General features: G+C 30.8%; 23 protein-coding genes. 1 reads left to right on the top strand and 22 read right to left on the bottom strand.

Annotation, left to right across the window (positions count from 1 at the left end):
• Positions 1 to 2: 2 nt before the first annotated feature.
• The 19 genes from infB to L1S47_RS06130 form a co-directional block, all read right to left on the bottom strand.
• On the bottom strand, positions 3 to 2,084 hold the full coding sequence (gene infB / locus L1S47_RS06220) for a translation initiation factor IF-2 (RefSeq protein WP_238882590.1): 2,082 nt from the start codon (positions 2,082 to 2,084) through the stop codon (positions 3 to 5).
• 23 nt (positions 2,085 to 2,107) lie between these two features.
• Positions 2,108 to 2,422, bottom strand: a complete 315-nt coding sequence (locus L1S47_RS06215) for a ribosomal L7Ae/L30e/S12e/Gadd45 family protein (protein ID WP_207753582.1) — start codon at positions 2,420 to 2,422, stop codon at positions 2,108 to 2,110.
• Entirely contained in the window at positions 2,412 to 2,681 is a 270-nt protein-coding gene (rnpM, locus tag L1S47_RS06210; protein WP_238882589.1) for an RNase P modulator RnpM, read from the bottom strand. The genes L1S47_RS06215 and rnpM overlap by 11 nt, the downstream gene beginning before the upstream one ends.
• 22 nt (positions 2,682 to 2,703) lie before the next feature.
• The gene (gene nusA / locus L1S47_RS06205) at positions 2,704 to 3,756 is read right to left on the bottom strand and encodes a transcription termination factor NusA (RefSeq protein WP_238882588.1); all 1,053 of its coding nucleotides are present in this window, start codon (positions 3,754 to 3,756) and stop codon (positions 2,704 to 2,706) included.
• Positions 3,757 to 3,775: 19 nt separating this feature from the next.
• The gene (rimP, locus tag L1S47_RS06200) at positions 3,776 to 4,231 is read right to left on the bottom strand and encodes a ribosome maturation factor RimP (protein WP_238882587.1); all 456 of its coding nucleotides are present in this window, start codon (positions 4,229 to 4,231) and stop codon (positions 3,776 to 3,778) included.
• Positions 4,232 to 4,521: 290 nt separating this feature from the next.
• Positions 4,522 to 8,847 carry a PolC-type DNA polymerase III gene (locus L1S47_RS06195; protein ID WP_275297791.1) on the bottom strand — a complete coding sequence of 1,442 codons (4,326 nt, stop codon included), beginning with the start codon at positions 8,845 to 8,847 and terminating at the stop codon, positions 4,522 to 4,524.
• 54 nt (positions 8,848 to 8,901) lie between these two features.
• On the bottom strand, positions 8,902 to 9,951 hold the full coding sequence (gene ispG / locus L1S47_RS06190) for a flavodoxin-dependent (E)-4-hydroxy-3-methylbut-2-enyl-diphosphate synthase (RefSeq protein WP_238882586.1): 1,050 nt from the start codon (positions 9,949 to 9,951) through the stop codon (positions 8,902 to 8,904).
• A gap of 12 nt (positions 9,952 to 9,963) precedes the next feature.
• A complete protein-coding gene (gene rseP, locus L1S47_RS06185; protein ID WP_238882584.1) occupies positions 9,964 to 10,995 on the bottom strand; it encodes an RIP metalloprotease RseP in 1,032 nt (343 codons plus the stop codon).
• 11 nt (positions 10,996 to 11,006) lie between these two features.
• A complete protein-coding gene (locus L1S47_RS06180) occupies positions 11,007 to 12,161 on the bottom strand; it encodes a 1-deoxy-D-xylulose-5-phosphate reductoisomerase (protein WP_238882582.1) in 1,155 nt (384 codons plus the stop codon).
• 203 nt (positions 12,162 to 12,364) lie between these two features.
• Entirely contained in the window at positions 12,365 to 13,159 is a 795-nt protein-coding gene (locus L1S47_RS06175) for a phosphatidate cytidylyltransferase (RefSeq protein ID WP_238882581.1), read from the bottom strand.
• Positions 13,160 to 13,172: 13 nt separating this feature from the next.
• Positions 13,173 to 13,940, bottom strand: coding sequence for an isoprenyl transferase (locus L1S47_RS06170; protein WP_238882579.1), 768 nt, complete (start codon positions 13,938 to 13,940; stop codon positions 13,173 to 13,175).
• 85 nt (positions 13,941 to 14,025) lie between these two features.
• Positions 14,026 to 14,583: a ribosome recycling factor gene (frr, locus tag L1S47_RS06165; protein ID WP_238882577.1), complete on the bottom strand. Its 558-nt coding sequence runs from the start codon at positions 14,581 to 14,583 to the stop codon at positions 14,026 to 14,028.
• A gap of 20 nt (positions 14,584 to 14,603) precedes the next feature.
• Positions 14,604 to 15,311, bottom strand: a complete 708-nt coding sequence (pyrH, locus tag L1S47_RS06160) for a UMP kinase (RefSeq protein WP_238882576.1) — start codon at positions 15,309 to 15,311, stop codon at positions 14,604 to 14,606.
• 61 nt (positions 15,312 to 15,372) lie between these two features.
• Positions 15,373 to 16,287 carry a translation elongation factor Ts gene (gene tsf / locus L1S47_RS06155; RefSeq protein ID WP_202766250.1) on the bottom strand — a complete coding sequence of 305 codons (915 nt, stop codon included), beginning with the start codon at positions 16,285 to 16,287 and terminating at the stop codon, positions 15,373 to 15,375.
• 73 nt (positions 16,288 to 16,360) lie between these two features.
• On the bottom strand, positions 16,361 to 17,062 hold the full coding sequence (gene rpsB, locus L1S47_RS06150; protein ID WP_202766249.1) for a 30S ribosomal protein S2: 702 nt from the start codon (positions 17,060 to 17,062) through the stop codon (positions 16,361 to 16,363).
• A 233-nt stretch (positions 17,063 to 17,295) separates the two neighbouring features.
• Positions 17,296 to 18,072, bottom strand: a complete 777-nt coding sequence (codY, locus tag L1S47_RS06145; RefSeq protein WP_202766248.1) for a GTP-sensing pleiotropic transcriptional regulator CodY — start codon at positions 18,070 to 18,072, stop codon at positions 17,296 to 17,298.
• A 144-nt stretch (positions 18,073 to 18,216) separates the two neighbouring features.
• A complete protein-coding gene (gene topA / locus L1S47_RS06140; RefSeq protein ID WP_238882574.1) occupies positions 18,217 to 20,307 on the bottom strand; it encodes a type I DNA topoisomerase in 2,091 nt (696 codons plus the stop codon).
• Positions 20,308 to 20,347: 40 nt separating this feature from the next.
• Entirely contained in the window at positions 20,348 to 21,421 is a 1,074-nt protein-coding gene (gene dprA / locus L1S47_RS06135) for a DNA-processing protein DprA (RefSeq protein ID WP_238882573.1), read from the bottom strand.
• A complete protein-coding gene (locus L1S47_RS06130; protein ID WP_238882572.1) occupies positions 21,418 to 22,932 on the bottom strand; it encodes a YifB family Mg chelatase-like AAA ATPase in 1,515 nt (504 codons plus the stop codon). The genes dprA and L1S47_RS06130 overlap by 4 nt, the downstream gene beginning before the upstream one ends.
• A 90-nt stretch (positions 22,933 to 23,022) precedes the next feature.
• Here L1S47_RS06130 and L1S47_RS06125 point away from each other — a divergent pair, with 90 nt between their 5' ends.
• Entirely contained in the window at positions 23,023 to 23,388 is a 366-nt protein-coding gene (locus tag L1S47_RS06125) for a YraN family protein (protein ID WP_238882571.1), read from the top strand.
• A 73-nt stretch (positions 23,389 to 23,461) separates the two neighbouring features.
• On the opposite strand, the gene L1S47_RS06120 is transcribed toward L1S47_RS06125, so the two are convergent.
• From L1S47_RS06120 to rplS, 3 genes are all read right to left on the bottom strand, one after another.
• Positions 23,462 to 24,274: a ribonuclease HII gene (locus tag L1S47_RS06120; RefSeq protein ID WP_238882569.1), complete on the bottom strand. Its 813-nt coding sequence runs from the start codon at positions 24,272 to 24,274 to the stop codon at positions 23,462 to 23,464.
• An 11-nt stretch (positions 24,275 to 24,285) separates the two neighbouring features.
• A complete protein-coding gene (ylqF, locus tag L1S47_RS06115) occupies positions 24,286 to 25,131 on the bottom strand; it encodes a ribosome biogenesis GTPase YlqF (RefSeq protein ID WP_202766242.1) in 846 nt (281 codons plus the stop codon).
• 73 nt (positions 25,132 to 25,204) lie between these two features.
• Complete coding sequence (gene rplS, locus L1S47_RS06110; protein WP_202766241.1) at positions 25,205 to 25,552, bottom strand: 50S ribosomal protein L19; 348 nt, start codon at positions 25,550 to 25,552, stop codon at positions 25,205 to 25,207.
• Positions 25,553 to 25,641 lie beyond the last annotated feature (89 nt).

Genomic DNA, 25,641 nt, shown 5'->3' with positions numbered 1-25,641 from the left:
CTTTATAGTTCTTTTCTCTTAATAGCTTCTATTGTAAATGCTTCTACAATATCTCCCTCTTTAATGTCATTGAATTTTTCAACTGTAATACCACACTCATATCCAGCATTAACTTCTTTAACATCATCTTTGAATCTTTTTAAAGAACCTAAAGTAGATTCAAAAATTACGATTCCATCTCTTATTATTCTTACCTCAGAATTTCTTACTAACTTACCATCAAGTACGTAAGAACCAGCTATAGTACCAACATTAGAGATTTTGTATGTCATTCTAACTTCTGCCTTACCTAATACAACTTCCTTATAATCTGGGTCAAGCATTCCAATCATAGCTGATTTAATATCTTCTATTGCATCATAGATAATTCTATAAGTCTTCAAATCTACGGCTTCTTTTTCAGCAACAATACTTGCATTAGTATCAGGTCTAACATTAAATCCTATAATTATTGCATTTGATGCAGCAGCTAGTGTTACATCTGTTTCAGTAATTGCTCCAACTCCACCATGAATAACTCTAACTTTTACATCATCTGTAGAAAGTTTTTCAAGTGAGGATTTGATAGCTTCTACTGAACCTTGAACATCAGCCTTTACTACTACAGGAAGTTCTTTTATCTTACCTTCTTTTATTTGAGAATATAAGTCTTCTAATGAAACTCTATGATTTGAATTAAGTTGTTCATCTCTAACTTTTTCTTTTCTTGATTCAGCCATAGTTCTAGCAGTCTTTTCATCTTTAACAACGTTAAATCTATCACCTGCAGCAGGAACTTCTGAAAGACCAAGTATCTCAACAGGGATTGATGGTCCAGCTGACTTTATCTTCTTACCTTTATCATCAAACATAGCTCTGATTCTTCCATATGTTGAACCAACTATAATAGAATCTCCTACATGTAATGTACCATTCTGAACTAATAAAGTAGCTACAGCACCTCTACCTTTATCAAGCTCAGCTTCTACAACTGTTCCTTTAGCTCTTCTATCAGCATTTGCAGTTAACTCAAGCATTTCAGCAGTAAGAAGTACCATTTCTAATAAAGTATCAAGGTTTTCTTGAGTTTTGGCAGAAACATTTACACATATAGTATCTCCACCCCAGTCTTCTGCTACTAATCCATGTTCTGTTAATTCTTGTTTAACTCTATCTGGGTTAGCACCAGGTCTATCCATTTTATTTATAGCAACTATCATAGGAACTCCAGCAGCTTTACAGTGGTTAATAGCTTCTTTAGTTTGAGGCATTATTCCATCATCTGCAGCAACAACTAGAATTACTATATCAGTAATTTGAGCACCTCTAGCACGCATAGCAGTAAATGCTTCGTGACCAGGAGTATCTAAGAATGTTATTTTTTCTCCATTAACTGTAACTGTATAAGCACCAATATGTTGTGTAATACCACCAGCTTCTCTTTCAGTTACACTTGATTTTCTTATTGCATCTAGTAATGAAGTTTTACCATGGTCAACGTGTCCCATTACAGTAATAATAGGTGGTCTTTTCTTAAGATTCTCTTCTGATTCTTCAACTTCTTCTTCAACTTTTTCTAAAGTAAGATCATCAGATTTTCTTTCTAATAAAATTTCAAATTTTTCAGCTACCTTTTCAGCAGTTTCAAAATCTATTTCTTGGTTAAGAGCAGCCATTACGCCAGAGAACATTAAAGTTCTTATAACTTCTGTACTTGGCTTGTTAAGTTTGTCAGCAAGATCCTTAACAGTAATACTATCTCCTATTTCAATAACTTTATTACTACCATCTGCGTCACCATTAGCAGCATCATCTTCGTTTTTCTTGCCTTTGCCTTTTTTCTTCTTCTTTGATTGATTGTTTACTTCTTCAGCAACCATATCTTCATATTCGTCTACTATAGTTTTTGGTTCAGAAGAATCAGAAGTTAATTCGGATTTTGAGCTTCCTGATAAAAGTTCTTTTATTAGTTCAGCATCTTCATCCTCTATAACACTCATGTGATTCTTTACAATTATTGAAAATTCTTCTTCCAACAAAGTAATTAAGTCTTTACTTGATACACCTAATTCTTTTGCTAATTCATATACTCTAATTTTAGACATATATTCACCCCCGAATATTTTGGTTAAATTTGTTTATTTTCTTCATATAGTGATAATAGCTTCTTTGAGATATTATCATCTGTAACTCCAATTATATTAACTTCTGCACGACCAATGGCACTCCCAAGATCTTCTTTATAAAAATCTAGTATATAGGGAATATTATTTTTTTCACAATAAGTTATAAAAAGCTTTTTAGTTCTTTCTGATATATCGAGAGATAGAATAAATAAAAAGATTTCTCTTTTATTTAATGCATCATTACACTTGTTATATCCTTCAAGTAATTTCCCAGCCCTTTTTGACAAACCTAAAAATTGAAAAAACTTATTTATCATTATTTATTTCATCCTTTAGCTTTTCATAGACATCGTTACGTATCTCACTTTGTAAGTTCTTATTAAGTCGTCTAGACTTATATGCTTTTTCAAGACATTCTAAGTCTTTGCATATATAAGCGCCTCTACCAGCTTTCTTTCCAGTAAGATCTACTGAAACATCACCTTCTGGCGATTTAACGATTCTAATCAATTCTTTTTTTGGTTTCATTTCCATGCATCCATTACACATTCTCATAGGAATCTTTTTAACTTTCATTAAAAACACCTCTCTATTCTTTTTATTCTTCTACTTGAGATTTGCTTTTAATGTCAATTTTCCAGTTAGTTAACTTTGCAGCAAGTCTAACATTTTGGCCTTCTTTTCCTATTGCTAGTGAAAGCTGAGAATCGTCAACTACAACTTTAGCTGATTTATTATCTTCATCAACTTGAACATCTAAAACTTTAGATGGGCTTAGAGCATTAGCTATAAATTCTTCAGGTTCCTTGCTCCATTTAATTATATCTATCTTTTCATTTTTTAGTTCATTAACAATATTTTGAACTCTTTGACCTTTAGGGCCTACGCAAGCTCCCATTGGATCAACATCTTCTTCATTTGAGTGTACAGCAATCTTAGTTCTTGAACCAGCTTCTCTAGCTATTGATTTTATCTCAACAACACCTGAATATATTTCAGGAACTTCAAGTTCAAAAAGTCTCCTAACTAATCCTGGATGAGTTCTTGAAACTAATACTTGTGGTCCTTTTGAACCATTTTTAACTTCAACTATATATAACTTTAACATCTCATTAAAATTGTAAGCTTCTCCAGCCATTTGTTCATTAGGTCCTAGGATTGCTTCTAGTTTTCCTAAATCTACAAAAACGTTACCTCTATCTTTTCTTATAACAGTACCAGAGATGATGTCGAATTCTTTTTCTTTGAAATCATTGTAAACTATTTTACGTTCTGCTTCTTTAATTCTTTGCAAAACAACTTGTTTAGCTTGCATAGCAGCTACTCTTCCAAAATTTCTTGGAGTAACTTCAATTTCAACTATGTCACCATATTCATAATTAGGATTAATTTCTTTTGCATCTGGTAGTTCTATCTCAGTAAGAGCATCGTATACATCTTCAACAACTTCTCTTTGTGAGTAAACATGAAGTTCACCAGTTTCCCTATTGATGCTAATTCTTACATTTTGTGCACCTCTGTCACTACCAAATGAATAATTTTTCTTATAGGCATTTATTAGAGCATCTTCAATAGTAGCAAAAATTAAATCCTCGCTTATCCCTTTATCTTTGATTATCTCTTTTAATGCTGTAATGAATTCCTCATTCATTAATATACCCTCCCTTAATTTATATCTCACCTATAATATTTATGGTTTTAATCTTTTCTTTAGATATTGTAACTGTATCATTATCATTTTCTACAATGATTTCATTATCACTAGCTTCAAGTAATTTTCCTTTTAAGTTCTTGTGACCATTAATTGCCTTTGATAATTTTACTAAAACTTGTGAACCTATACTTTTTTCAATATGTTCATTAGTAAATAATTGTCTATCAATACCTGGAGAAGAAACTTCTAAGTAATAAGCATCCTTAATTGGATCAGTTGTATCTAACATATCACTTACGGCTCTGCTTACTGTTTCACAGTCATTAAGTGATATTCCATTAGTAGAATCTATATATATTCTTAAATAATAATCATTTTGCTCTTTAACATATTCTACATGATATAGCTCGTATCCGTTTTCTTCTACTATTGGTTTAACTAGTTCATGTATTTTGTTTTCTATTTCTCTCATAATGTACCTCCTTTTAAAATTTATTATAATTTATATTTAGTATAGCCTAAGCTAAGGGTTTTAATAGAGAAAATTAATTTATACTGTACAATATATAAATTAATGATTAAAACTAAGACTATATTGAATACAAATTATGAAACCCAACTAAAAACGCAACCTTAGGAGTTGCGTTTCATAAAATAGAAAGAGCGGACAATTGTCCACTCCCTTCCTGTTTCTATTAATTAAGCTTCATAAATTATGATATCATAGGTAGAAATTTATTACAATACCCTTTGAAAAGAAATTTATCCAAATAAGGATATTTGATTTGTTTCACCTAATCCTTCTAAACAGCCATGATTAGATAAGGTTTCTATTACAGTTTTAGAAACTTTCGCTCTTAATCTTAAGTCTTCTTTTGAAATAAATTCTCCGTTCTCTCTACATTCAGCAATACTCTTAGCTGCATTTGCACCAACACCTTGTAGAGAATTTATTGGTGGTCTTATAAATCCATCTTCAATTAAGAATTTTGTTGCATGGGATTTATATAGATCTACCTTTAAGAATTTAAAGCCTCTCTTAATCATTTCAAAGGAGATTTCTAAAATAGTAGTTAGTCCTTTATCTTTTTGAGTAACATTGTTACCAAGTTCATAAAGTTCTTGTAATTTATTTTTTATAGCAGATTCCCCTTTGCATATTAAATCTGCATCAAAATCATCAGCTCTAACTGTAAAGTATGTTGCATAATAGGCTAATGGATAATATACCTTATAGTATGCTATTCTCACAGCCATCATAACATAGGCAACTGCGTGGCCTTTAGGGAACATGTATTTAATCTTTTTACAAGATTCAATGTACCATTCTGGAACATTATTTTCCTTCATTATTTGCTCATATTCCTCTGATACGCCTTTTCCTTTTCTAACTTTCTCCATTATGTTAAAAGCGGTTTTAGGGGGAACCCCTTTATAAATTAAGTAAACCATAATATCATCTCTTGTTGAGATACATTCACCTAATGTAGTATATCCTTCTTTTATATAATATTGAGCATTATTAAGCCATACATCAGTACCATGAGAAAGGCCTGATATTCTAACTAAATCAGCAAAGGTCTGTGGCTTAGTATCTAAAAGCATTTGTCTAACGAATTTGGTTCCGAATTCAGGAAGTCCATAAGTACCTACTTCACATTCAAGTTCTTCCTTTGTTACGCCTAACGCATCTGGGCTAGTAAACAAGCTTAAAACTTTTTCATCATGAAGAGGGATTGTCTTTGGGTCTAAACCAGTTAAATCTTGTAACATTCTTAAAACAGTAGGATCGTCGTGACCAAGTATATCTAATTTTAGAAGTCTACCACTTATTGAGTGATAATCAAAATGTGTTGTTACTACATCTGATTCACTATCATCTGCTGGATGCTGTACGGGACAAAAATTATGGATATCATTATCTCTAGGTACAACCATAATTCCCCCAGGATGCTGCCCAGTAGTTCTTTTAATTCCTGTACACCCTATTGTTAGACGTTCTATTTCTGCTGATGATGTAATAATATTTCTCTCATCAAGATATTTCCTAACATATCCATAGGCAGTTTTTTCCGCAACAGTACCTATTGTACCTGCTTTGAATGTATAGCCTTTTCCGAACAGAACTTCAGTATACCTATGGATAACTCCCTGGTTATCTCCAGAGAAATTTAAATCTATATCAGGTTCCTTATCACCTTCAAAGCCTAAGAAGGTTTCAAATGGAATATCATGACCATCTTTTATATATAGAGTTCCACAATCAGGACAATTTTTATCAGGTAAATCTGCACCTGAACTTATAGATCCATCTAAAAAGAATTCAGATTTTTTGCAATTAGGGCATACATAATGTGGAGGTAATCCATTAACCTCAGTTATATCTGACATTGTAGCTACGAAGGAAGAACCTACAGATCCTCTTGAACCAACTAGATATCCATCAGAAATTGATTTAGCAACAAGCTTTTGAGCAATTAAATAAAGCACTGCATAACCATTAGAGATGATAGAATTTAATTCTTTATCTAATCTCTTCTGAACTACTTCAGGTAGGTTATCACCGTAAATACTATGAACTTTATTTAAAGTCATATTTTTAATATCATCTTCTGCTCCATCGATTTTAGGAGGATATGTTTCATCAGGAATTGGCTTGCATGAATCAACAGAGTCCGCAATCTTGTTTGGATTTGTTATAACAACTTCTTTTGCTATATCAGTTCCTAGATAGCTAAATTCCTTAAGCATTTCATCAGTAGTTCTAAGATATAAAGGTGGTTGACTATCAGCATCACCAAAACCCTGTCCAGCAAGTATAATTGCTCTATAGATTGCATCTTCTGGATCTATAAAGTGAACGTCACATGTTGCAACTGTATCCTTTCCATACTTTTTACCTAAATCATAAATTCTTCTATTTATATTTTTAAGCTCTTCCTCATCTTTTACATTCCCTTTTTCAATAAGAAAATTATTATTAGCTATAGGCTGAATTTCTAAATAGTCATATGATCTAATAGTATCTTCTAACTCTTCATCACTTTTGCCAGCTAGAATCTCTTTATATACTTGACCAGCTTCGCAGGCAGAACCTATAATTAGCCCTTCTCTATACTGCTCTAGTAATGTTTTAGGTATTCTCGGTCTCTTAAAGAAATTATCTAAATGTGAAATACTTATAAGGTTATATAGATTTTTAAGTCCAGCTTGATTTTTGGCTAATAATATTATGTGGTAAGCTGGAAGTTTTTTAATATCTACATTACTTAAAAATTCCTCATTTAATTTCTTTAAATCAAATATGTTTAAATCATCTTTAATCTTCTCAAAACATTTTAATAATATTTCAGCTGTAGCTTTTGCATCATCAACAGCTCTATGATGATTTTCTAGTGAAATACCTAAATGTTTTGCTACTATATTTAGCTTCACTCTTTTAAGCTCAGGATATAAGAATCTAGCTAAAGGAACTGTATCTATAATAGTAAAATCAAAAGGTAATGAATATTTACTGCAGCTTGTTTTTATAAAAGATGTATCAAAATTAGCATTATGAGCAACTAAAACACTATCTGTACAAAATTCTAAAAACTTAGGTAGAATCTCTTCAATTGAAGGTGCATTTGCAACCATGTCATCTGTAATTGAAGTTAATTCTGTAATATTATAAGGAATACTTCTTCCCGGATTAACAAATGTAGAGAAGTTATCAATAATTGAACCATTTTGAACTTTTACGGCACCTATTTCAATAATTTCATCATTTTTTGAGGAGAAACCTGTGGTTTCTAAATCGAAAACAACATAAGTATCATCTAAAGATTCTCCTTTTTCATTAAGTGCAATAGGTACACCATTATCAACTAAATATCCTTCAACTCCATAGATCACTTTTATACCGTGTTTTTTTGCAGAATCCATAGCTTCAGGGAATGCTTGAACTACACCATGATCTGTAATGGCTATAGCAGGATGTCCCCATTTGGCTGCTCTTTCAATTAGTTTTGATGCAGAGGTAACAGCGTCCATTGTACTCATTGTAGTATGACAATGTAACTCTACTCTTTTTTCTTCACTTAGATCTTGCTTTTGTATTTTTTGCATTTTTACAATATCTTTAACATTGAAGGTTACTTCCCTTGAATAATTATCATATCTAGCTTCCCCACGTATTTTGCAGTATAATCCCTTTTTAACATTTTCCAAAACTCTTTCTTGTACTTTTGGATTAAGGAAGGCTTTAGCAATAATAGAAGAGGAATAATCAGTTATAAAGAAAGTAAGTAGTATTTTACCACTCTTAGTTTCTCTAGCTTCAACCTTAAAGATTTCACCTGTAATTGCTACGGTTCCAGACTCTTCACTTATACTTTTTATAGGAACAGAGTTTTCCATAATAACTCTACCCATTATTAAATTTTCATTATCAATTTTTGCATCTTTATTTTCCTGATTAGAATACTTTTGTTGATTTTCTTTTGGTTTTGAATCTTTAGTAACTGAGGTTGCAACTACAGTCTTTATTACTTTTATAATTTTCTCAGTTTCTTGTTTTTTAAAGGATTCGTATTCCTTACTTATTGCAGCATCTATATTTTCATCAAATTTAAATGATACTATTGCTGTTATGCCGAAAAGATATGAAATATACCTTTTTAATAAGTCTTGAATCTTTTGAGACTTTGCAACCTTTATTAATATTTCTGAACCATAAGAAATAACTATAGAATTATCATTAACATCTTTCTTACCTGATAGAAGTATTTCTTTAGCTAGAGGATGTTTCTTTATTATCTCTTGAACTAATTCATTCCAATGTTTATTAACCACTTCTTGTAATGTTATGTTAGAAATATCTATTAAGGTTATTACATCAATATGTAAACTAAGATTTAATTTTTTTGTTATTATATCTTTTACTATCTTTTCTTCCTCATTTGAAAGAGATTCACTACTTCTAATTACAGCCTTCAATTTATTACTTTTTTTCATAAACTGAAAACCAGAAATTCGAATATTCTTATCTTCTAAGGCTTCTATTTTTTCTATTTCATTTTTTATTGAATCAATAAATTCCTTACTCAAGAATAAATCCTCCCATAGTTAAAATATTTAAAGAAGGGATTACCCTTCTTTAAATTATAATTTATCAATTTCCTTCATTAGCTCTTCAACTAAATATTCTTCTTTTACTTTCTTTAAAATTTCACCTTTTTTAAATATAATACCTTCGCCTTTTCCACCAGCTATTCCAATATCAGCTTCCCTTGCTTCACCAGGCCCATTTACTACACAGCCCATTATTGCAACTTTAATGTCTTTTTTACACTCAGCTAGCTTTTGTTCAACTATATTGGCAATCTTTATAAGATCTATTTGAGTTCTTCCGCAGGTAGGACATGATACAAATTCTATTCCGCCTTTCTTCAAATCAAGGGCTTTAAGAATCTCATTACCAACTTTTACTTCTTCTATAGGGTCTCCAGTTAAAGATACTCTCAAGGTATCCCCTATTCCTTCAGATAAAAGCGTACCTATGCCTATAGAAGATTTAATTGTACCTCTCCAAAGTGTACCTGATTCCGTTACACCCAGATGAAGAGGATAATCAGATTTTTCACTCATCAATCTATAACTTTCTATCATTGTATTTACATTAGATGATTTAATGGATATTACAATATCTCTAAAATTCACACTTTCTAAGATTGCAGCACTTTTTAAAGCACTTTCAACAACTGCCTCAGGACATGGTTTTCCATACTTCTCTAAAAGTTCTTTCTCTAAAGATCCAGAATTTACTCCGATTCTTATAGGAATTCCTTTATCCTTACAAGCTTCCGCAACCATTTTTACTCTTTCCATTGAACCTATGTTACCAGGGTTTATTCTTATAGCTGCAACGCCATTTTTGATAGACTCTAAAGCTAATCTATAATCAAAGTGAATATCAGCTACTAAAGGAATACTAATTCCTTTAACAATTTTAGAAATTTGTTCAGCTGCCTCCATATCAGGAACTGCAGATCTTATTATATCACATCCTGCTATTTGTAGTGCTCTTATTTGTTTAATAGTACTTTCAGCATCTCTTGTATCTGTATTGGTCATGGATTGAACAGTAATTCTGCTATCTCCACCTACATATATGTTACCAACCTTTATTTTTCTTGTTTCTTTTCTATTCATTTATTTACACTCCTAAAAATTAACTGGGAAAATTATATCTTTAATTGTTACTAAGACCATCAAACCTAAAAGAACCATTAATCCTACAGAATTAACTGCATTTAGGAATCTAGGTGGTATTTTCTTTCCAGTTATTAATTCAATTAATATAAAGAAGGCCCATCCACCATCTAATGCTGGAAATGGCAGTAAGTTCAATACAGCTAAATTCACTGATATTAATGCAACAAAGAATAAAAGATTCCATATACCAGCTTTTGCTGCAGCTCCACTCATTTTGATTATTGTCACTGGTCCGCCAACATCAGTTTTAAGATTTGCTTTACCAGAGAAAATTTGTTTAAAGCCTAAGAAAGTTTGTTTTACTAAAGATACGGTCTCTTTCATGCTATAAGTTACACTTTGACCGAAAGAAGGCTTTTCTATTCCATTAAAGTAAAATCCTATCTGATAGGACCCTGTATCTTTATTTAATTTAGGGGTTAAGGATAAGTCTTTTATTTCACTTCCGCTTTGTACCCTAACTTTCATCTCACTGCCTTTAGACATGGCTACTGCCACTGTTACATCATCAGAAGTTAATATGTTAACATCGTCTATTTTAAGGAATTTATCTCCTTGCTTTAATCCAACTTGCTCTGCAGCTGAGTTTGGAATAACTTCTTTGATTTCTGGTAATGTAATACCTAAATTCAAGGCCATTACTAGGAAAATAATAATTGCTAATAGATAATTCATTGCTACACCAGCGATTATTATTGAAATTTTTCTTAAGGGATGTTTAGCATTTAAGCTTCTACTATAATCTACACCCTCAGCTTCATCATCGCTACCTTCTTCTCCAAGCATAGCAACTCTACCACCAAAAGGAAGAATCCTTAAGCAGTAATCTGTTTCACCAATTTTTACGCCTATAATTCTAGGGCCAAATCCTATAGAAAACTCATCTACTCTTACCCCATTAACTTTAGCCATTATAAAATGACCTAATTCATGTACGATTATTAAAACTGAAAAAGCTAATATCGCTAAAATTATATACACAGAATTTCCTCCTAACTATAAATGCTATATAAGTAATCTCTAACTTCTTTATCTTTTGTTAAAATTAAATCTAAGGTTAAAGGACTCTTTACATAAAATTTATTCATGCAATCTTCAATTATTTCTGGAATTTCTAAAAATTTAATCTTATCCTTTAAGAATAATTCAACTAATACCTCATTTGCGCCATTTAATATTGTAGGCATGATACCTCCTACTTTCCCAGCTTTATAAGCTAGGGATAAACATTTAAAAGTATCAAAATCTGGTTTTTCAAATGTTAATTTATTTATCTCCCAAAAATTTAAAGCTTCAGATATATTTTCTTTTCTTTCTGGGTAGTTTAATGCATATTGAATGGGTAAGCGCATATCAGTACTTCCTAATTGAGCTATCACACTTGAATCAGTATATTCAATCATTGAGTGAATTATACTTTGAGGATGTACAATTACTTGTATATCTTCATAGGAAACATCAAAGAGAAAATGAGCTTCAATTACCTCTAAGCCCTTATTCATTAAAGTTGCAGAGTCTATTGAAATTTTTTGACCCATATTCCACTTTGGATGTTTAAGTGCGTCCCTATATGTTACATTTTCTAGATCTTCTATTTTCTTACCTCTGAAAGGTCCACCAGATGCAGTTAAGAGAATTTTTTTAATTTTATTATCTGCTTTTCCTTGAAGGCACTGGAAGATTGCACCATGTTCAGAATCAACCGGTAAAATTTTCACACCGTGTTTTTTAGCTTCAGCAATTACTAATTCACCAGCAACTACTAAAGTTTCTTTATTAGCTAAAGCTATATCTTTTCCAGCTCTAATTGCAGCTAAAGTTGGTTTTAATCCTATCATACCCACAATTGATGTTAAAACTACATCTACTTCTTCTAATGATGCAATTTTTTCTAATCCTTCCATGCCAAACAATAAGTTTATGCATAGGTTGTTATTTTTAATATACTCATTAACTTTTTCATATGCCAACTCATCAGTCATAACTATATAATTAGGCTTAAATTCATCTATAATTTCAATAGTTTTTTCCCAATTCTTATGAGCTGAGGCTGCAACAAGCTTTAAGGTTTCTTTATGAAACCTAATAACATCTAGTGTCTGGGTTCCAATTGAGCCTGTAGCGCCTAAAATACTTATATTTTTCATTATTTACCTCCTAAAATACGTCGAACTTAACTGCCTTCTTTCATAGTATTATTATATCAAACATATAAATCATATCAATGAAGTTTTTAATAAACTTATTGTATAAGTAGAAAATTATAGCAACTAAGTATTAATAGTAACTATTTTTTGCAGAAAAAAAAGTGCCTCACTTGATATGAGACACTACATGTATTGTGTATAGCTTATAATTTCACAATAAAAGTTAAGTAATAAAATACAATTATTCCTGAAAATAAAATTGAATCAAATCTATCTAATATTCCACCATGACCAGGTATTAGATTTGAGTAATCTTTAATTCCTGCATATCTTTTTATTGATGATGCTACTAAATCACCAAATTGCGAGAATACTCCACATAAAGCTCCAATTATAAAATAATGATATAATTGAACTTCAGTAAAATATCCTTGTACAAAAATTCCAAATAAACCACAAAAGACTGATGCACCTATAAGCCCGCCTATAGATCCTTCAATAGTTTTCTTAGGACTTACTTTAGGAATCAATTTATGCTTTCCAAATAGCCTTCCTGCATAGTATGCACTAGTATCACATAACCAAGACCCTATAAATATCAACCATACCAAAAATTCTCCGCCAGGTTTTTTATTTACTAGATAAATAAATGAGAAAAACACACCTACATAGATAAATCCTAATAATGTTAACGCTACATCTATAAAAGTTACTTTCAAGTCAATTATAGGAATACATAATAATATGAAGGAACTAATTATTATTATGTACATTAATATTTCAAAATTATTGTTAAATAAATAGAATAAGATTAAAAGTACATATCCGGCTGGGATTATTGGATTAAACTCTTTTACCTTCAATGTCTTATAAAATTCGTATAACCCAACTGCCGACAAGGCTATTGTGAAATACTTTAAATAATCTCCCCCTAAGTAAATAAATATTATAAAAGGTGCAATTATTACTGCTCCCAAATACCTATTATTGGATTTCATAAAGATACCTCCGCTATTTTATTCCACCGTATCTTCTATCTCTATTTTGATAGTCAAAAATAGCCTTACGTAAATCATCTTCGTTAAAATCAGGCCAATTTATGTTAGAATACCAGAATTCTGAATAAGCACATTGCCATAATAAGAAATTACTTAATCTTTGCTCTCCAGAAGGTCTTATAATTAAATCTGGATCTGGCATATTTTTTGTATATAGATAAGAAGAAAACATCTTTTCATTTAAATTATTTATTGTTAGTATACCATTTTCTATTTCTTCTATTATTTTTTTTGTGGCATCAACTATTTCAGTTCTTCCACCATAATTGATAGCTAAATTCATGGTAACTCCAGTATTATTCTTTGTTCTCTCATAAGCAGATATTAACTCTTTCTGGCATTCTAAAGGCAATCCAGTGATATCTCCAATATGATTTATAACAACATTATTTTCATTTAACTCATTAAATTCTTTTCTTAGATATTCAACTAAGATGTTCATCAATACATTCACTTCATCTTTAGGCCTTTTCCAATTCTCTGTTGAGAATGCATAAAGTGTAAGATATTTAACACCAAGTCTATTACATTCTTTAATTACTTTTCTTACTGTTTCAGTTCCAGCTTTATGTCCAAAACTTCTTGGTAGACCCTTCTGTTTTGCCCATCTTCCATTTCCATCCATTATTATTGCTATATGTTTTGGAATCTTATCATAGTCTAAAGCAATATCTAAGCCTTTGTTTGAGTTATTTTCTTTCTTTTTAAAAAAATTAAACATAATATATCCTCCCATAATAAATATGGCAAAAAATCCTCAAGAAAACACAATTCCTAAAGAGTAAAAAACCTGCTTAAGAGCAGGTTTATATAGACATAATCTCTTTTTCTTTATGTGCAACTATACTATCTACTTCTTTTACAAAGTTATCAGTTATTTTTTGTACATCATCTTCGCCTTTTTTTATTTGGTCCTCAGATACTTCTCCGTCCTTTTTTAAGGCTTTAATTTTTTCGTTAGCATCTCTTCTGATTGATCTTATTGCAACTTTAGCCTCTTCCCCGTATTTTTTAACTGTTTTAACTAAGTTCTTTCTTGTTTCTTCAGTTAATTCTGGAACAACTAGTCTAATTACTTGACCATCATTAGAAGGATTGATTCCTAAATCTGACTTTAATATAGCTTTGTCTATTTCCTTTAACATAGCCTTTTCCCATGGTGTAATCATAAGTACCCTTGGTTCTGGGGCAGATATGTTAGCTACTTGGCTTATTGGACACATACTACCATAATAGTCTACTTCGATTCTATCAAGCATAGTAGGATTAGCTCTTCCAGCTTTTAAAGTAGCTAAATCTGATCTTAGAACACTTAATGTCTTATTCATTTTCTCTTCTGAAGTTTTAATAACGTCTTTAATCATAAAAATGCCTCCTTATATTATTAAGAAACTATAGTTCCTATTTTTTCACCAGTTATGGCCTTTTTAATATTTCCAGGTTCATCTAAAGCGAATACTATTATTGGAATATTGTTGTCTTTACAAAGTGATGATGCTGTGGAATCCATAACTTGAAGTCCTTTTTCTAATACTTCTAAGTGACTTAAAGCATCAAATTTAACTGCATCGTCATGCTTATGTGGATCTTTATCATAAACTCCATCAACTTTTTTAGCTAATAAAATAACATCTGCTTCAATTTCTGCAGCTCTTAAAGCAGCAGCAGTATCAGTTGAGAAATATGGATTTCCTGTTCCAGCAGCAAATATCACAACTCTTCCTTTTTCAAGATGACGCATTGCTCTTCTTCTTATAAATGGCTCAGCGACTTCTTTCATTTCAATGGCAGATTGAACTCTTGTCATTACCCCTAAACTTTCTAAAGAATCTTGTAATGCTAATGCGTTTATACATGTTCCAAGCATTCCCATATAATCAGCAGTAGTTCTGTCCATATCTTCACCTTGTCTGCCTCTCCATATGTTTCCAGCACCAACTACAGCACCAACTTCTACACCCATATCAACTAATTCCTTAATTTCACTGGCAATTCTTAGTGCTACGTTAAAGTCTATTCCGAATCCGTTAGCTCCAGCTAATGCTTCTCCAGATAACTTTAGCATTACTCTTTTATATTTACACTCTGACATATTTCATCCTCCAATTGAATATTATTTTAAAAAAAGAGAACACTTTGTGTTCTCTTTTAAATTATTTTGCTCCAATTTGTCTTGCAACTTCTTCAGCAAAGTTTTCTTCTTTCTTCTCGATACCTTCTCCTCTTTCGAATCTTACGAAAGAGTTTACAGTAATTTGAGAACCAACTTCTTTAGATTTCTCTTGAAGATATTTAGTTATAGTTTTGTCTCCATCTTTTACCCAAGCTTGATCTAAAAGACAAACTTCTTTGTAGTATTTTTGGATTCTTCCCATAACCATTTTTTCTACTATGTTTTCAGGCTTTCCTTCATTTAAAGCTTGAACTCTGTAGATTTCTTTTTCTTTTTCAAGTGATTCGTTATCAACTTGATCTTTATTTAAGAATGCTGGGTTTGCAGCAGCAACTTGCATACAAATATCCTTAGCTACTTCTTCAACAACATTTCCTTGAACTTCTGAACCAACTTCAACTAAAACACCGATTCTTCCGCCACCGTGTATGTAACTAGCTACAACACCGTTTTCAACTGATAAGTTCTTGAATCTTCTTACAGTCATGTTTTCTCCAAGCTTAGCAATTAAAGCAGTTAAAGCTTCTTGGATTGTTTGTTCATCATTGAATTTTTCGTTTACAAAAGCTTCTACATCAGCAGCAGTTGTAGTTGAAGCCATTTCAGCTAATCTATCAGCGAAAGCAATGAATTCATCGTTTGCAGCAACGAAATCTGTTTCACAGTTTAATTCAACAATAGCTCCTTTTTTCTTATCAGCAGAAATGTAAGTTTTAACAATACCTTCTGCAGCAACTCTTCCTGCTTTTTTAGCAGCAGCTGCAAGACCTTTTTCTCTTAATATTTCAACAGCCTTATCCATATCTCCATTACATTCTGTTAAGGCTTTTTTGCAGTCCATCATACCTGCGCCAGTTCTTTCTCTTAATTCCTTAACTGATTGTGCAGTTATCATCTTAATTCCTCCTTAAATTTATTAAGTCAAAAGGTAAATGAAGAAATTCTTCACCTACCTTTATTTTCTTAAATTATTCAGCTAATTGTTCGCCTTGTCTTCCTTCTATTATAGCATCAGCTAATTTAGCAGTTATTAATTTTACTGCTCTTATAGCATCATCGTTTCCAGGTATTACATAATCAACTTCATCTGGATCACAGTTTGTATCAACTATAGCTACAACAGGAATTCCAAGAATTTTAGCTTCAGAAATAGCATTCTTTTCTTTTCTAGGGTCAACAACGAACATTGCTCCTATGTTAGAAACATTAACTTCTTTCATTCCGCCTAAGTTTTTGATTAACTTTTCTTTTTCATTTTTTAGATTAGTTACTTCTTTCTTAGGAAGAACTTCGAAAGTTCCATCTTGTTCCATTTGTTCTAATTCAGCTAATCTTCTGATTCTTGTTCTTATAGTATTGAAGTTAGTTAACATTCCACCTAACCATCTATTATTAACGAAATGCATGTTTGATCTTATAGCTTCTTCTTGAATAGCTTCTTGAGCTTGTTTCTTAGTACCAACGAAAAGTATATCTTTTCCTTCTGTTGCTACTTCTTTGATGAAGTCATAAGCTTCTTCTACCTTCTTAACTGTTTTTTGAAGATCTATTATATATATTCCATTTCTTTCTGTGAATATATATGGAGCCATTTTAGGGTTCCATCTTCTTGTTTGATGTCCAAAGTGAACACCTGCTTCTAATAATTGTTTCATTGAAATTACTGACATTATTGTTACCTCCTATTGGTTTAACCTCCATCATCGGCATTTTTACAGATCTTCCCTTAGGGCACCACTCTATAAATAAGATGATGTGTGTATTTTCTTACCTTAGATAGTATAACATAGAGGATTTTAAGTATCAACATAAAAATTTAAAATTTTTACTTTTTTTTGACAAATAAAAATATCTATGGACATTAAAAAAGGAATTTAGTACATACTAAATTCCTTTATGTTTATTATTTAATCTTTTTTAACTCTTCTAATAGCTTATCATTAAGTATACGGATATGAGTTCCCTTCATACCAAGTGATCTTGATTCTATTACACCAGCACTTTCAAATTTTCTTAGTGCATTTACAATAACAGATCTTGTAATCCCAACTTTATCAGCTATTTTAGATGCTACTAAAAGTCCTTCATTTCCTTCTAATTCATCAAAGATGTGTTCTACAGCTTCTAATTCTGAATAGGATAGTGTACCTATAGCCAATTGAACTACGGCTTTCTTTCTAGCTTCATCCTCAAGTTCAACTTGTTTTGCTCTTAACATTTCCATACCTACTATAGTTGCAGAATATTCAGCTAGAACTAAATCTTCATCATTAAATGGATTTCCAAATCTAGCAAGTAAAAGAGTTCCAAGTCTTTCCCTGTTACCTATGAGAGGTACAATAGTAGTAATTTTATTATCTAAATTACAACCGCCTTGTCCATCAAAAACACATATTCCTTTGTTATGTAAGTTTGGTAAAGATTCATGAATGTTAAGTAGTTTGTTGTTATAGTCCTCAGGAAATTTCTTTTCTTCAAGTACTTTTCTCTTCATGATATCGCACTCAAATCCAACTGAAAATGTATGCCCAAGAATTTTTCCTCTTCTGCTCACTACATAAACATTACATTCCATAACATCACTTAACATTTCACATATATCTTCAAAAGCAACTGGCTCAGTACCGGATTTTTGTAGTATTTTATTTAACTTTCTTGTTTTTGAGAGTAGGGTTGACATAGAGCTCCTCCTAATAGTTTTAAACTATAAATATATTAATATTATTTGAAAATTTCAAATAGTTGAAATTTTACGATTATTTTTACTATTTATAATATACCACAAGAAAATATCATTTTCAACCTACTCTTTTATATTTCGACATTATTGTTCTTCATTTTCGGTGTTTACTGGTACCTTATTCCCACATTCTGAGTTAGTACATTCCAAATATTTACCTTTTGATTTAGAATATCTGTAGACCATAGGTGAATTACATTTTTCACATTTTTCCTTTGCAGGCTCATGCCAACTTACAAAGTCACAACTAGGGTAATTTGAACAACCATAGAATTTATTGCCCTTCTTACTTCTCTTAAGCAATACTTTTCCACCACATTTTGGACATGGTGCATCTATTTCATGAACAATTGGTTTAGTATTTTGACATTCCGGATACCCAGGACATGCAAGGAAATCTCCAAAACGTCCATGTTTAATTACCATCATTCTTCCACACTTATCACATGGAACATCGGAAACCTTGTCTTCAATTACAATCTTTGATACTTCAGTTTCAGCTTTTTCTATTGATACTTTCAATGGAGTAAAGAATTCCTCGACAATTTTTTTCCAGTTGTCTTTTCCTTCTTCTATATTATCTAACTTTGATTCCATTTCTGCTGTAAAATCAGTATCTACAATTTCATTAAAATAATCTGACATAATATTATTTACTATAAATCCTAAGTCAGTAGGAATTAAATTTTTCTTCTCTCTTAATACATATTTTCTATCTATTAAGGTTGATATCGTTGGAACATAGGTACTAGGTCTCCCAATACCCTTTTCCTCTAATAATTTTACAAAAGATGCTTCAGTATATCTACTTGGAGGTTGTGTAAAGTGTTGTTTAGGCGAGATTGAATCTTCTTTTAACTCTTCACCTGATTCTATTTCCGGAATAGTAACATCTTCATTTTCCTCGTCAGTAGTATATTCATATATTTTCATAAATCCATCAAATTTTATATTAGAACCTGATGCTCTTAATTTATAATCTCCATTTTCGATTAAAACTGAAATAGTGTTTAATTCGCATGAAGACATTTGACTTGCAACAAATCTTTTCCATATAAGTGAGTATAGTTTATAACCTTCAGGTGTAAGATTATCTTTAGCTATCTCTGGAGTTATTTCAATGTAAGTTGGTCTTATTGCTTCATGAGCATCTTGAATATTTTTTTTACTTTTGAAAACTCTTGGTGTTTTTGGAGAATATGATTCTCCGTATGTCTCTTTAATAAATTCAAGAGCTTTTCCTTGAGCTTCAGAGGAAATTCTAACTGAGTCAGTTCTCATATAAGTAATTAAACCTATTGTACCTCTTCCTTTTATTTCAACACCTTCATAAAGCTTTTGTGCTACAGACATTGTTTTCTTAGTCATAAAATTAAGTTTTTTATTAGCATCTTGTTGTAATGTTGAAGTTGTGAAAGGTGGCAATGGATTTTTAAGCTTACTACCCTTTTTAACTTCTTTTACTAAATAATTTCCTTCATTTAAATCATCAATTATTTTTAATGCTTTTTCTTCAGTATTTATTTCTATTTTTTTATTTTTGTATTGTGATAGCTTTACTTGAAATTTTTTATTGTTCTTTTTTAAGAAACAATCAACAGTCCAAAATTCCTTAGGCTCAAAAGCTTTTATTTCCTCTTCTCTATCACAAATAAGTTTAAGGGCAGCAGATTGAACTCTTCCTGCACTTAATCCCCATTTTACATTTTTCCATAATATAGGGCTTATTTGATATCCCACAAGTCTATCCAATACTCTTCTTGCTTGTTGTGCATCTACTAAATTTTGATTTATTGGTCTTGGCTTTTTTATTGAAGCCTTAACAGCTTCTTTTGTTACTTCGTTAAATTCTATTCTACAAGACTCTTCACTGGATATCTTCAAAATATTTGCTAAATGCCATGAAATAGCTTCCCCTTCTCTATCAGGGTCAGTAGCAAGAAATATCTTGTCACTCTTCTTAGCAAGTTTTTTCAATTTATCTAGTAAATCCCCTTTTCCTCTAATAGTTATATACTTAGGGGAAAAATTTTCTTCTATACTTACGCCTAATTGACTCTTAGGAAGATCACGTACATGTCCCATTGATGCTTCAACTACGTAGTTTTTACCTAAATATTTGCCAATGGTTTTTGCTTTAGCTGGTGACTCAACAATAACTAAATTTTGTCCCATTACTTACCTCTATGCTAGAGGTGTTCACCCCCTTAAAAATTTAACTTATCCTAGCAAAATAGTTTCCATTTAAACTAATTACTACTTTTTCAAGTTGCAATTCAAATAATAAACCATAAATCGTATTTATGTCAATATTACATTTTTGTGCCAACTCATTAATGTGAATAGGAGTTTTTCCTATCATGCTTAATAGAATGGCCTTCTCTCCAGTATATTTATTACTATTTTTAGCCACTTTTTTAATTTTTAATAGTTCATATAAGTCATCGATTTCTGGAAGAATTTTAGCTCCATCTTTTATAAGCTGATTACACCCTTTGCTATTTTGACTTAATGGATTTCCTGGAACTGCAATAATATCACGTCCAAGTTCTAATGAATAGCCTACCGTTATTAAGCTGCCACTTTTTTCAGTAGCTTCAGTAACAATTAACGAATCTCCAAGAGCACTAATTATTCTATTTCTTCTAGGAAAATTATACGCGTATGGTGGCGTTCCAGGTAAAAATTCTGATATAATTACGCCATTTTCTAATATACTTTCATATAGTTTTTGATTTACCTTTGGATATACTAAATCAATACCACAGCCTAAAACTGCGCATGTTGGGCTATTGTAGGAGATAGCACACTTATGAACTATTGTATCAACTCCATAAGCACCACCACTAACTAAGGCTATATCATTCTTTGCTAGTTCAATAGCAATCAATTTAGTGATTTGAGCACCGTAAGCAGTAGGTTTTCTAGAACCAACTATAGATATTCTTCGTTTACTTGAAAGTTTATTTAAGTCTCCTTTATAGAATAGTATATAAGGAGGTTCTTTAAGATGTTCAAAATCTTTAATATAATCCATGTCGTCATATGTAAAAAATGATATAGAATTATTATTTATGTAGTCAATTAAATTATATACATCTTCATCTTTTGTTGATAATATTTTATCTGTAAATTTATAATTAAAAGAGTCATTTTTAAACCTTTTATAGAAATTATATATATTTTTTTCGCTCTTAAATTTATTTTTTAAATATATCTTTTGTGCGTTAGGTATATTAATAGTAGCTAACCATAGCTTATAGAAAGTCTCGTTATTTTCATTATTCATATTACCTCCTGCCCTATAAATTTCCTATAATTTATAGCTTCAAAAATATGGTTTTGGTTTAGCTTTTCATCTCTTTGTAGATCTGCGATAGTTCTAGATAGTCTTAAAATTTTATAATAGCCTCTCATTGTTAATCCAAGACTTTCATATAAAAGATTTAATTTCTCTAATGCAGTTTTTTCAATGTTTATATTTCTCATTAGCTCTTTAGTTGTTACTAATCCATTGTATTTATCCTTACATTTAGAATACCTATCATTTTGAACTTCAGTTGCATATTTTATGTCCTCACATATTGATTTGCTTAAAGGTTTTTTATTGTTTTTTGAAAGAGCTTTGAATTCAACTCTAGGAACATAAGTAAACATATCTATTCTATCTAGAATTGGTTTACTTATTTTATTTAAATATCTAATTCTTTCCCCTTCAGTACAAGTGCAATTACGTGTAAGGCTTAGATAATTTCCACAGGGGCATGGATTAAAGGCAATTAATAATAGAAATTTAGCTGGAAGCTTAATATTACAATTTAGTCTACTAATATTAATTTCTTTACTTTCTAAAGGTTCCCTAAGTTCTTCGATACACTCTTTTTTAAAATGTAGGAATTCATCTAGAAAAAGAACCCCATTATGAGCTAAAGTTATTTCACCAAGCTTACCTTTAATGCCTCCAGTTAAGGATGCAACTGTGCAGGAATGGTGAGGACTTCGAAAAGGTCTTTTTAATGATTCAAAAAGTTCTTTTGAGTTTTCTGACATACTATATATTTTGAAGACCTCATAAGCCTCCTCGTAACTCATACTAGGCAAAATCTCTTGAATTTTTTTAGCAATTAAAGTTTTACCTGCACCAGGTGATCCATATAAAGCAATGTTATGAAATCCAGCAGCAGATATTTCAATAGATCGTAAAACCCCTTCTTGCCCAATAATATCATCTAAATCTCCACTTATCATAGGGGGAGTTTTAAAATCTGCTCTATCTGAAGGTAATTGATCTCTATAAATTAGATAATTGACTGTATTTTTAAGATTATTCATTAAATAAATATCACCCTTGTAGAAAAAATCGCTTTGATAAGAATTTTCTTCTGGAATAATGAACTTATTAATTCCTTTATCAATTCCTTCTTGTAAAATAGGAAATAATCCTTTGATCTCTTTTACATCTCCTCCCAAACTCAGCTCACCTGCTATTAGAAACTTCTCTATATTCTCTACAGAAATTTGATTACTGGCAAGTAAAATACCTATAGACATTGGGAGGTCTAATACGGAACCTATCTTTTTAATATTGGCTGGTGCTAAATTTATAACTATTTTACCGAGAGGAAACTTAAAGCCCGAATTTATTATTGCCGCCTTTATTCTCTCTTTAGATTCCTTAATTGATTGGTCAGCTAAACCTACTATTGTAAAGGAGGGAAGACCCTTAAATATTTCTACTTCAACATCAACTAGTATTCCTTGAAGATTTAACACTGTTCCACTCTTGATTATTACAGCCATTTTATCACCTCAATGTCATTATTGACAAAAATATTGATATCATTACCATTTTTATAAAAATTGTCAATAATATTATTTGAGGTGATTTAAGTGAAAAACAAGAAAAATATAGGTAATTATGGAGAAGACTATGCATGTGAATTTATTAAAAATAAAGGATATGCTATTTTAAATAGAAATTATTTTTCTAAAAATGGGGAAATAGATATTATTGCATTAAAAGAGGATGTTTTAATTTTTATTGAAGTTAAAACAAGATGCTTTTCAAATTATGGATTAGGAGAAGAGTCAATTAATTACTTTAAGAAAGTGAAATGTATAAAAACTGCAAGATATTACATACATAAAAATAATTTATATCATTTAAACGCAAGATTTGATGTAATAACAATAACTTTAGATATAGATAAAAATAAAAAAAGCATCCAATATTACGAGGATGCCTTTAGCTTATAGGGTCTTAAGTTGAACTATTAACTTATTTATGTAAGTATAAGTTAAGATTCCTATAAAAAAAACCTATAATTAATTACAATATATTTTTTAAGAAACTCAATCTATGTATTTCACAGGGACCATGCTTTTTAATGGCCTCTACATGCTTAACTGTGCCATAACCAGCATTCTCATTAAAATAATACATAGGGTATTTATTATGATATTCTTCCATTAGATTATCCCTAAATACTTTAGCCACAATTGAAGCACAGGCAATTGATGCACTTTTTGTATCGCCTTTTACAACACCAGTATTTTTTATATCTATACCCCTTATTGGATAACCGTCAGATAAAATAAATTCAGGTTTATGTTTTAAGCCTTTACAAGCTTCTATGAATACTTTATTATTGCAAACTCCGATTCCTTTTTCATCAATCTCCAAATTGTCACACATGGCTATTGAGTAAGAAAGAGCTTTTTCTTTTATGATTTCACTTAATTCTTCTCTTTTTTCCTTAGATAAAGCCTTAGAATCCTTAATTCCAAGTATAATATCAGTGATATCAACATTTAAATCTAAAACTACAGCACAAGAAACAATAGGTCCAGCCAATGGGCCTCTGCCAACCTCATCTACTCCAGCAATGATATTATAGTTACCATGACTTTTGTCAAAAGAATACATGTTAGATACACGGTCTTGTTCTTTCTTATATTTATCAATATCTCTTAAGAACTTTTTACCTAAATCATTAAAATTCTTTCTGCTATCATTTAGTAGTAAATCAATAAATTTTGTAAATTCATCATTTGAAATTATTTCTGTAAGTGAAATGTCTTTCACCATTTCTTTTAATTCTTTAAATGAATATTCACCTATAGTTTTATTTAATATAAACATATTAGCTTCTCCTAATCAGGAATCTCTAGAGTGATGTTCCCTATTTTTCCACCTCTAAACTCATCCAATAAAATAACTGCAATTCTATTATAATTGATTTCCCCGCCAGAAACTATACATCCTCTTTTTTTAGCAATTAAATCTAGAGTTTCTAATGGAGTTTCTCCTAGGTTTTCTATTTTATATCTAGTTTTTAAGTTTTCTGGATAATGAACTTGAAGTCTTTCAACAAGCTTTAAAGCTAATTCCTCAATATCCATTATTTCATCTTTAATTGCACCAGTAAAAGCTAAGTTTAATGCTACGTCTTCATCTTCGAATTTAGGCCAAAGTACTCCTGGAGTGTCCATAAGTTCAATTCCTATAGAAGTTTTTATCCATTGTTTACTTTTAGTTACACCTGGTCTATCACCAGTTTTTGCAATATTATTTTTAGCCATTTTATTTATAAAAGTTGATTTACCTACATTAGGGATTCCAACTACCATTACTCTTGTAATTATTTTAACTAAACCTTTTCTTCTTTGTCTCTCGTGCTTTTCTTTTAATAATTCGTCTAGTGCTGGTTTAATACTTCTAATTCCATCACCTTTTAATGAATTTAACGCGATAGTTTTTACATTTTCGTTTGATAAATAATCTATCCATTTTCTAGTTGAAGCTGTATCTGTTAAATCACTCTTATTTAGAATAATTACTCTCGGTTTGTCTTTGCATAGTGCATCTATATCTGGATTTGCAGATGCTTTAGGGATTCTTGCATCACGTATTTCTATAACTGCATCTACAAGTTTTAAATTCTCTTTTATCTCTCTTTTAGTTTTAACCATGTGTCCAGGAAACCAGTTAATAGCCATAAAATCACTCCTCTACACTTCATGATATTTTATAAATAAAAAAGGGACTTATAAAGCCCCATTTCTATTTGAATTATTTTATTAATTCTTTTACTTTAGCTGCCTTACCAACTCTATCTCTTAAGTAGTAAAGTTTAGCTCTTCTTACCTTACCGTATCTTACAACTTCGATTTTTTCGATAATTGGGGAGTTTATAGGGAAAGTTCTTTCAACTCCTGTACCGTAAGCTACTCTTCTAACAGTGAAAGTTTCTCTAGCTCCACCGTTTTGTTTCTTAATAACAGTTCCTTCGAAAACTTGAACTCTTTCTCTGTTTCCTTCTTTGATTTTAACGTGAACTTTAATAGTATCACCTATACCAAAGTTTGGAAGATCACTTCTTAATTGTTCTTGTTCTATAGCTCTTATAATTTCGTTCATGTGCATTCCCTCCTAAATATTAATGTGACGTTCTTAACAATAGTGTTTGTCAGAGGACCGCCCGTACTAGCACAACGATTATTTTACCA

It is taken from the genome of Clostridium sp. YIM B02551 (genome assembly GCF_022324735.1).
Taxonomy (GTDB): Bacteria; Bacillota; Clostridia; order Clostridiales; family Clostridiaceae; genus Clostridium_T; species Clostridium_T paridis.
The sequence above is the reverse complement of the archived record's forward strand: the minus strand, read 5'-3'. Positions and strand labels throughout refer to the sequence as shown.

Bases quoted from the DNA above. Each gene is read 5' to 3' on its own strand.
- nusA (WP_238882588.1), bottom strand. From the start codon at position 3,756: ATGAATGAGGAATTCATTACAGCATTAAAAGAGATAATCAAAGATAAA.
- L1S47_RS06180 (WP_238882582.1), bottom strand. From the start codon at position 12,161: ATGAAAAATATAAGTATTTTAGGCGCTACAGGCTCAATTGGAACCCAG.
- rpsB (WP_202766249.1), bottom strand. From the start codon at position 17,062: ATGTCAGTAATTTCAATGAAACAATTATTAGAAGCAGGTGTTCACTTT.
- tsf (WP_202766250.1), bottom strand. From the start codon at position 16,287: ATGATAACTGCACAATCAGTTAAGGAATTAAGAGAAAGAACTGGCGCA.
- rplS (WP_202766241.1), bottom strand. From the start codon at position 25,552: ATGAACGAAATTATAAGAGCTATAGAACAAGAACAATTAAGAAGTGAT.
- rimP (WP_238882587.1), bottom strand. From the start codon at position 4,231: ATGAGAGAAATAGAAAACAAAATACATGAACTAGTTAAACCAATAGTA.
- L1S47_RS06175 (WP_238882581.1), bottom strand. From the start codon at position 13,159: ATGAAATCCAATAATAGGTATTTGGGAGCAGTAATAATTGCACCTTTT.
- L1S47_RS06215 (WP_207753582.1), bottom strand. From the start codon at position 2,422: ATGATAAATAAGTTTTTTCAATTTTTAGGTTTGTCAAAAAGGGCTGGG.
- dprA (WP_238882573.1), bottom strand. From the start codon at position 21,421: ATGAATAATGAAAATAACGAGACTTTCTATAAGCTATGGTTAGCTACT.
- infB (WP_238882590.1), bottom strand. From the start codon at position 2,084: ATGTCTAAAATTAGAGTATATGAATTAGCAAAAGAATTAGGTGTATCA.
- ispG (WP_238882586.1), bottom strand. From the start codon at position 9,951: ATGAATAGAAAAGAAACAAGAAAAATAAAGGTTGGTAACATATATGTA.
- topA (WP_238882574.1), bottom strand. From the start codon at position 20,307: ATGGGACAAAATTTAGTTATTGTTGAGTCACCAGCTAAAGCAAAAACC.
- rnpM (WP_238882589.1), bottom strand. From the start codon at position 2,681: ATGAAAGTTAAAAAGATTCCTATGAGAATGTGTAATGGATGCATGGAA.
- codY (WP_202766248.1), bottom strand. From the start codon at position 18,072: ATGTCAACCCTACTCTCAAAAACAAGAAAGTTAAATAAAATACTACAA.
- L1S47_RS06130 (WP_238882572.1), bottom strand. From the start codon at position 22,932: ATGGCTGTAATAATCAAGAGTGGAACAGTGTTAAATCTTCAAGGAATA.
- frr (WP_238882577.1), bottom strand. From the start codon at position 14,583: ATGATTAAAGACGTTATTAAAACTTCAGAAGAGAAAATGAATAAGACA.
- ylqF (WP_202766242.1), bottom strand. From the start codon at position 25,131: ATGGCTATTAACTGGTTTCCTGGACACATGGTTAAAACTAAAAGAGAG.
- L1S47_RS06120 (WP_238882569.1), bottom strand. From the start codon at position 24,274: ATGTTTATATTAAATAAAACTATAGGTGAATATTCATTTAAAGAATTA.
- L1S47_RS06170 (WP_238882579.1), bottom strand. From the start codon at position 13,940: ATGTTTAATTTTTTTAAAAAGAAAGAAAATAACTCAAACAAAGGCTTA.
- pyrH (WP_238882576.1), bottom strand. From the start codon at position 15,311: ATGTCAGAGTGTAAATATAAAAGAGTAATGCTAAAGTTATCTGGAGAA.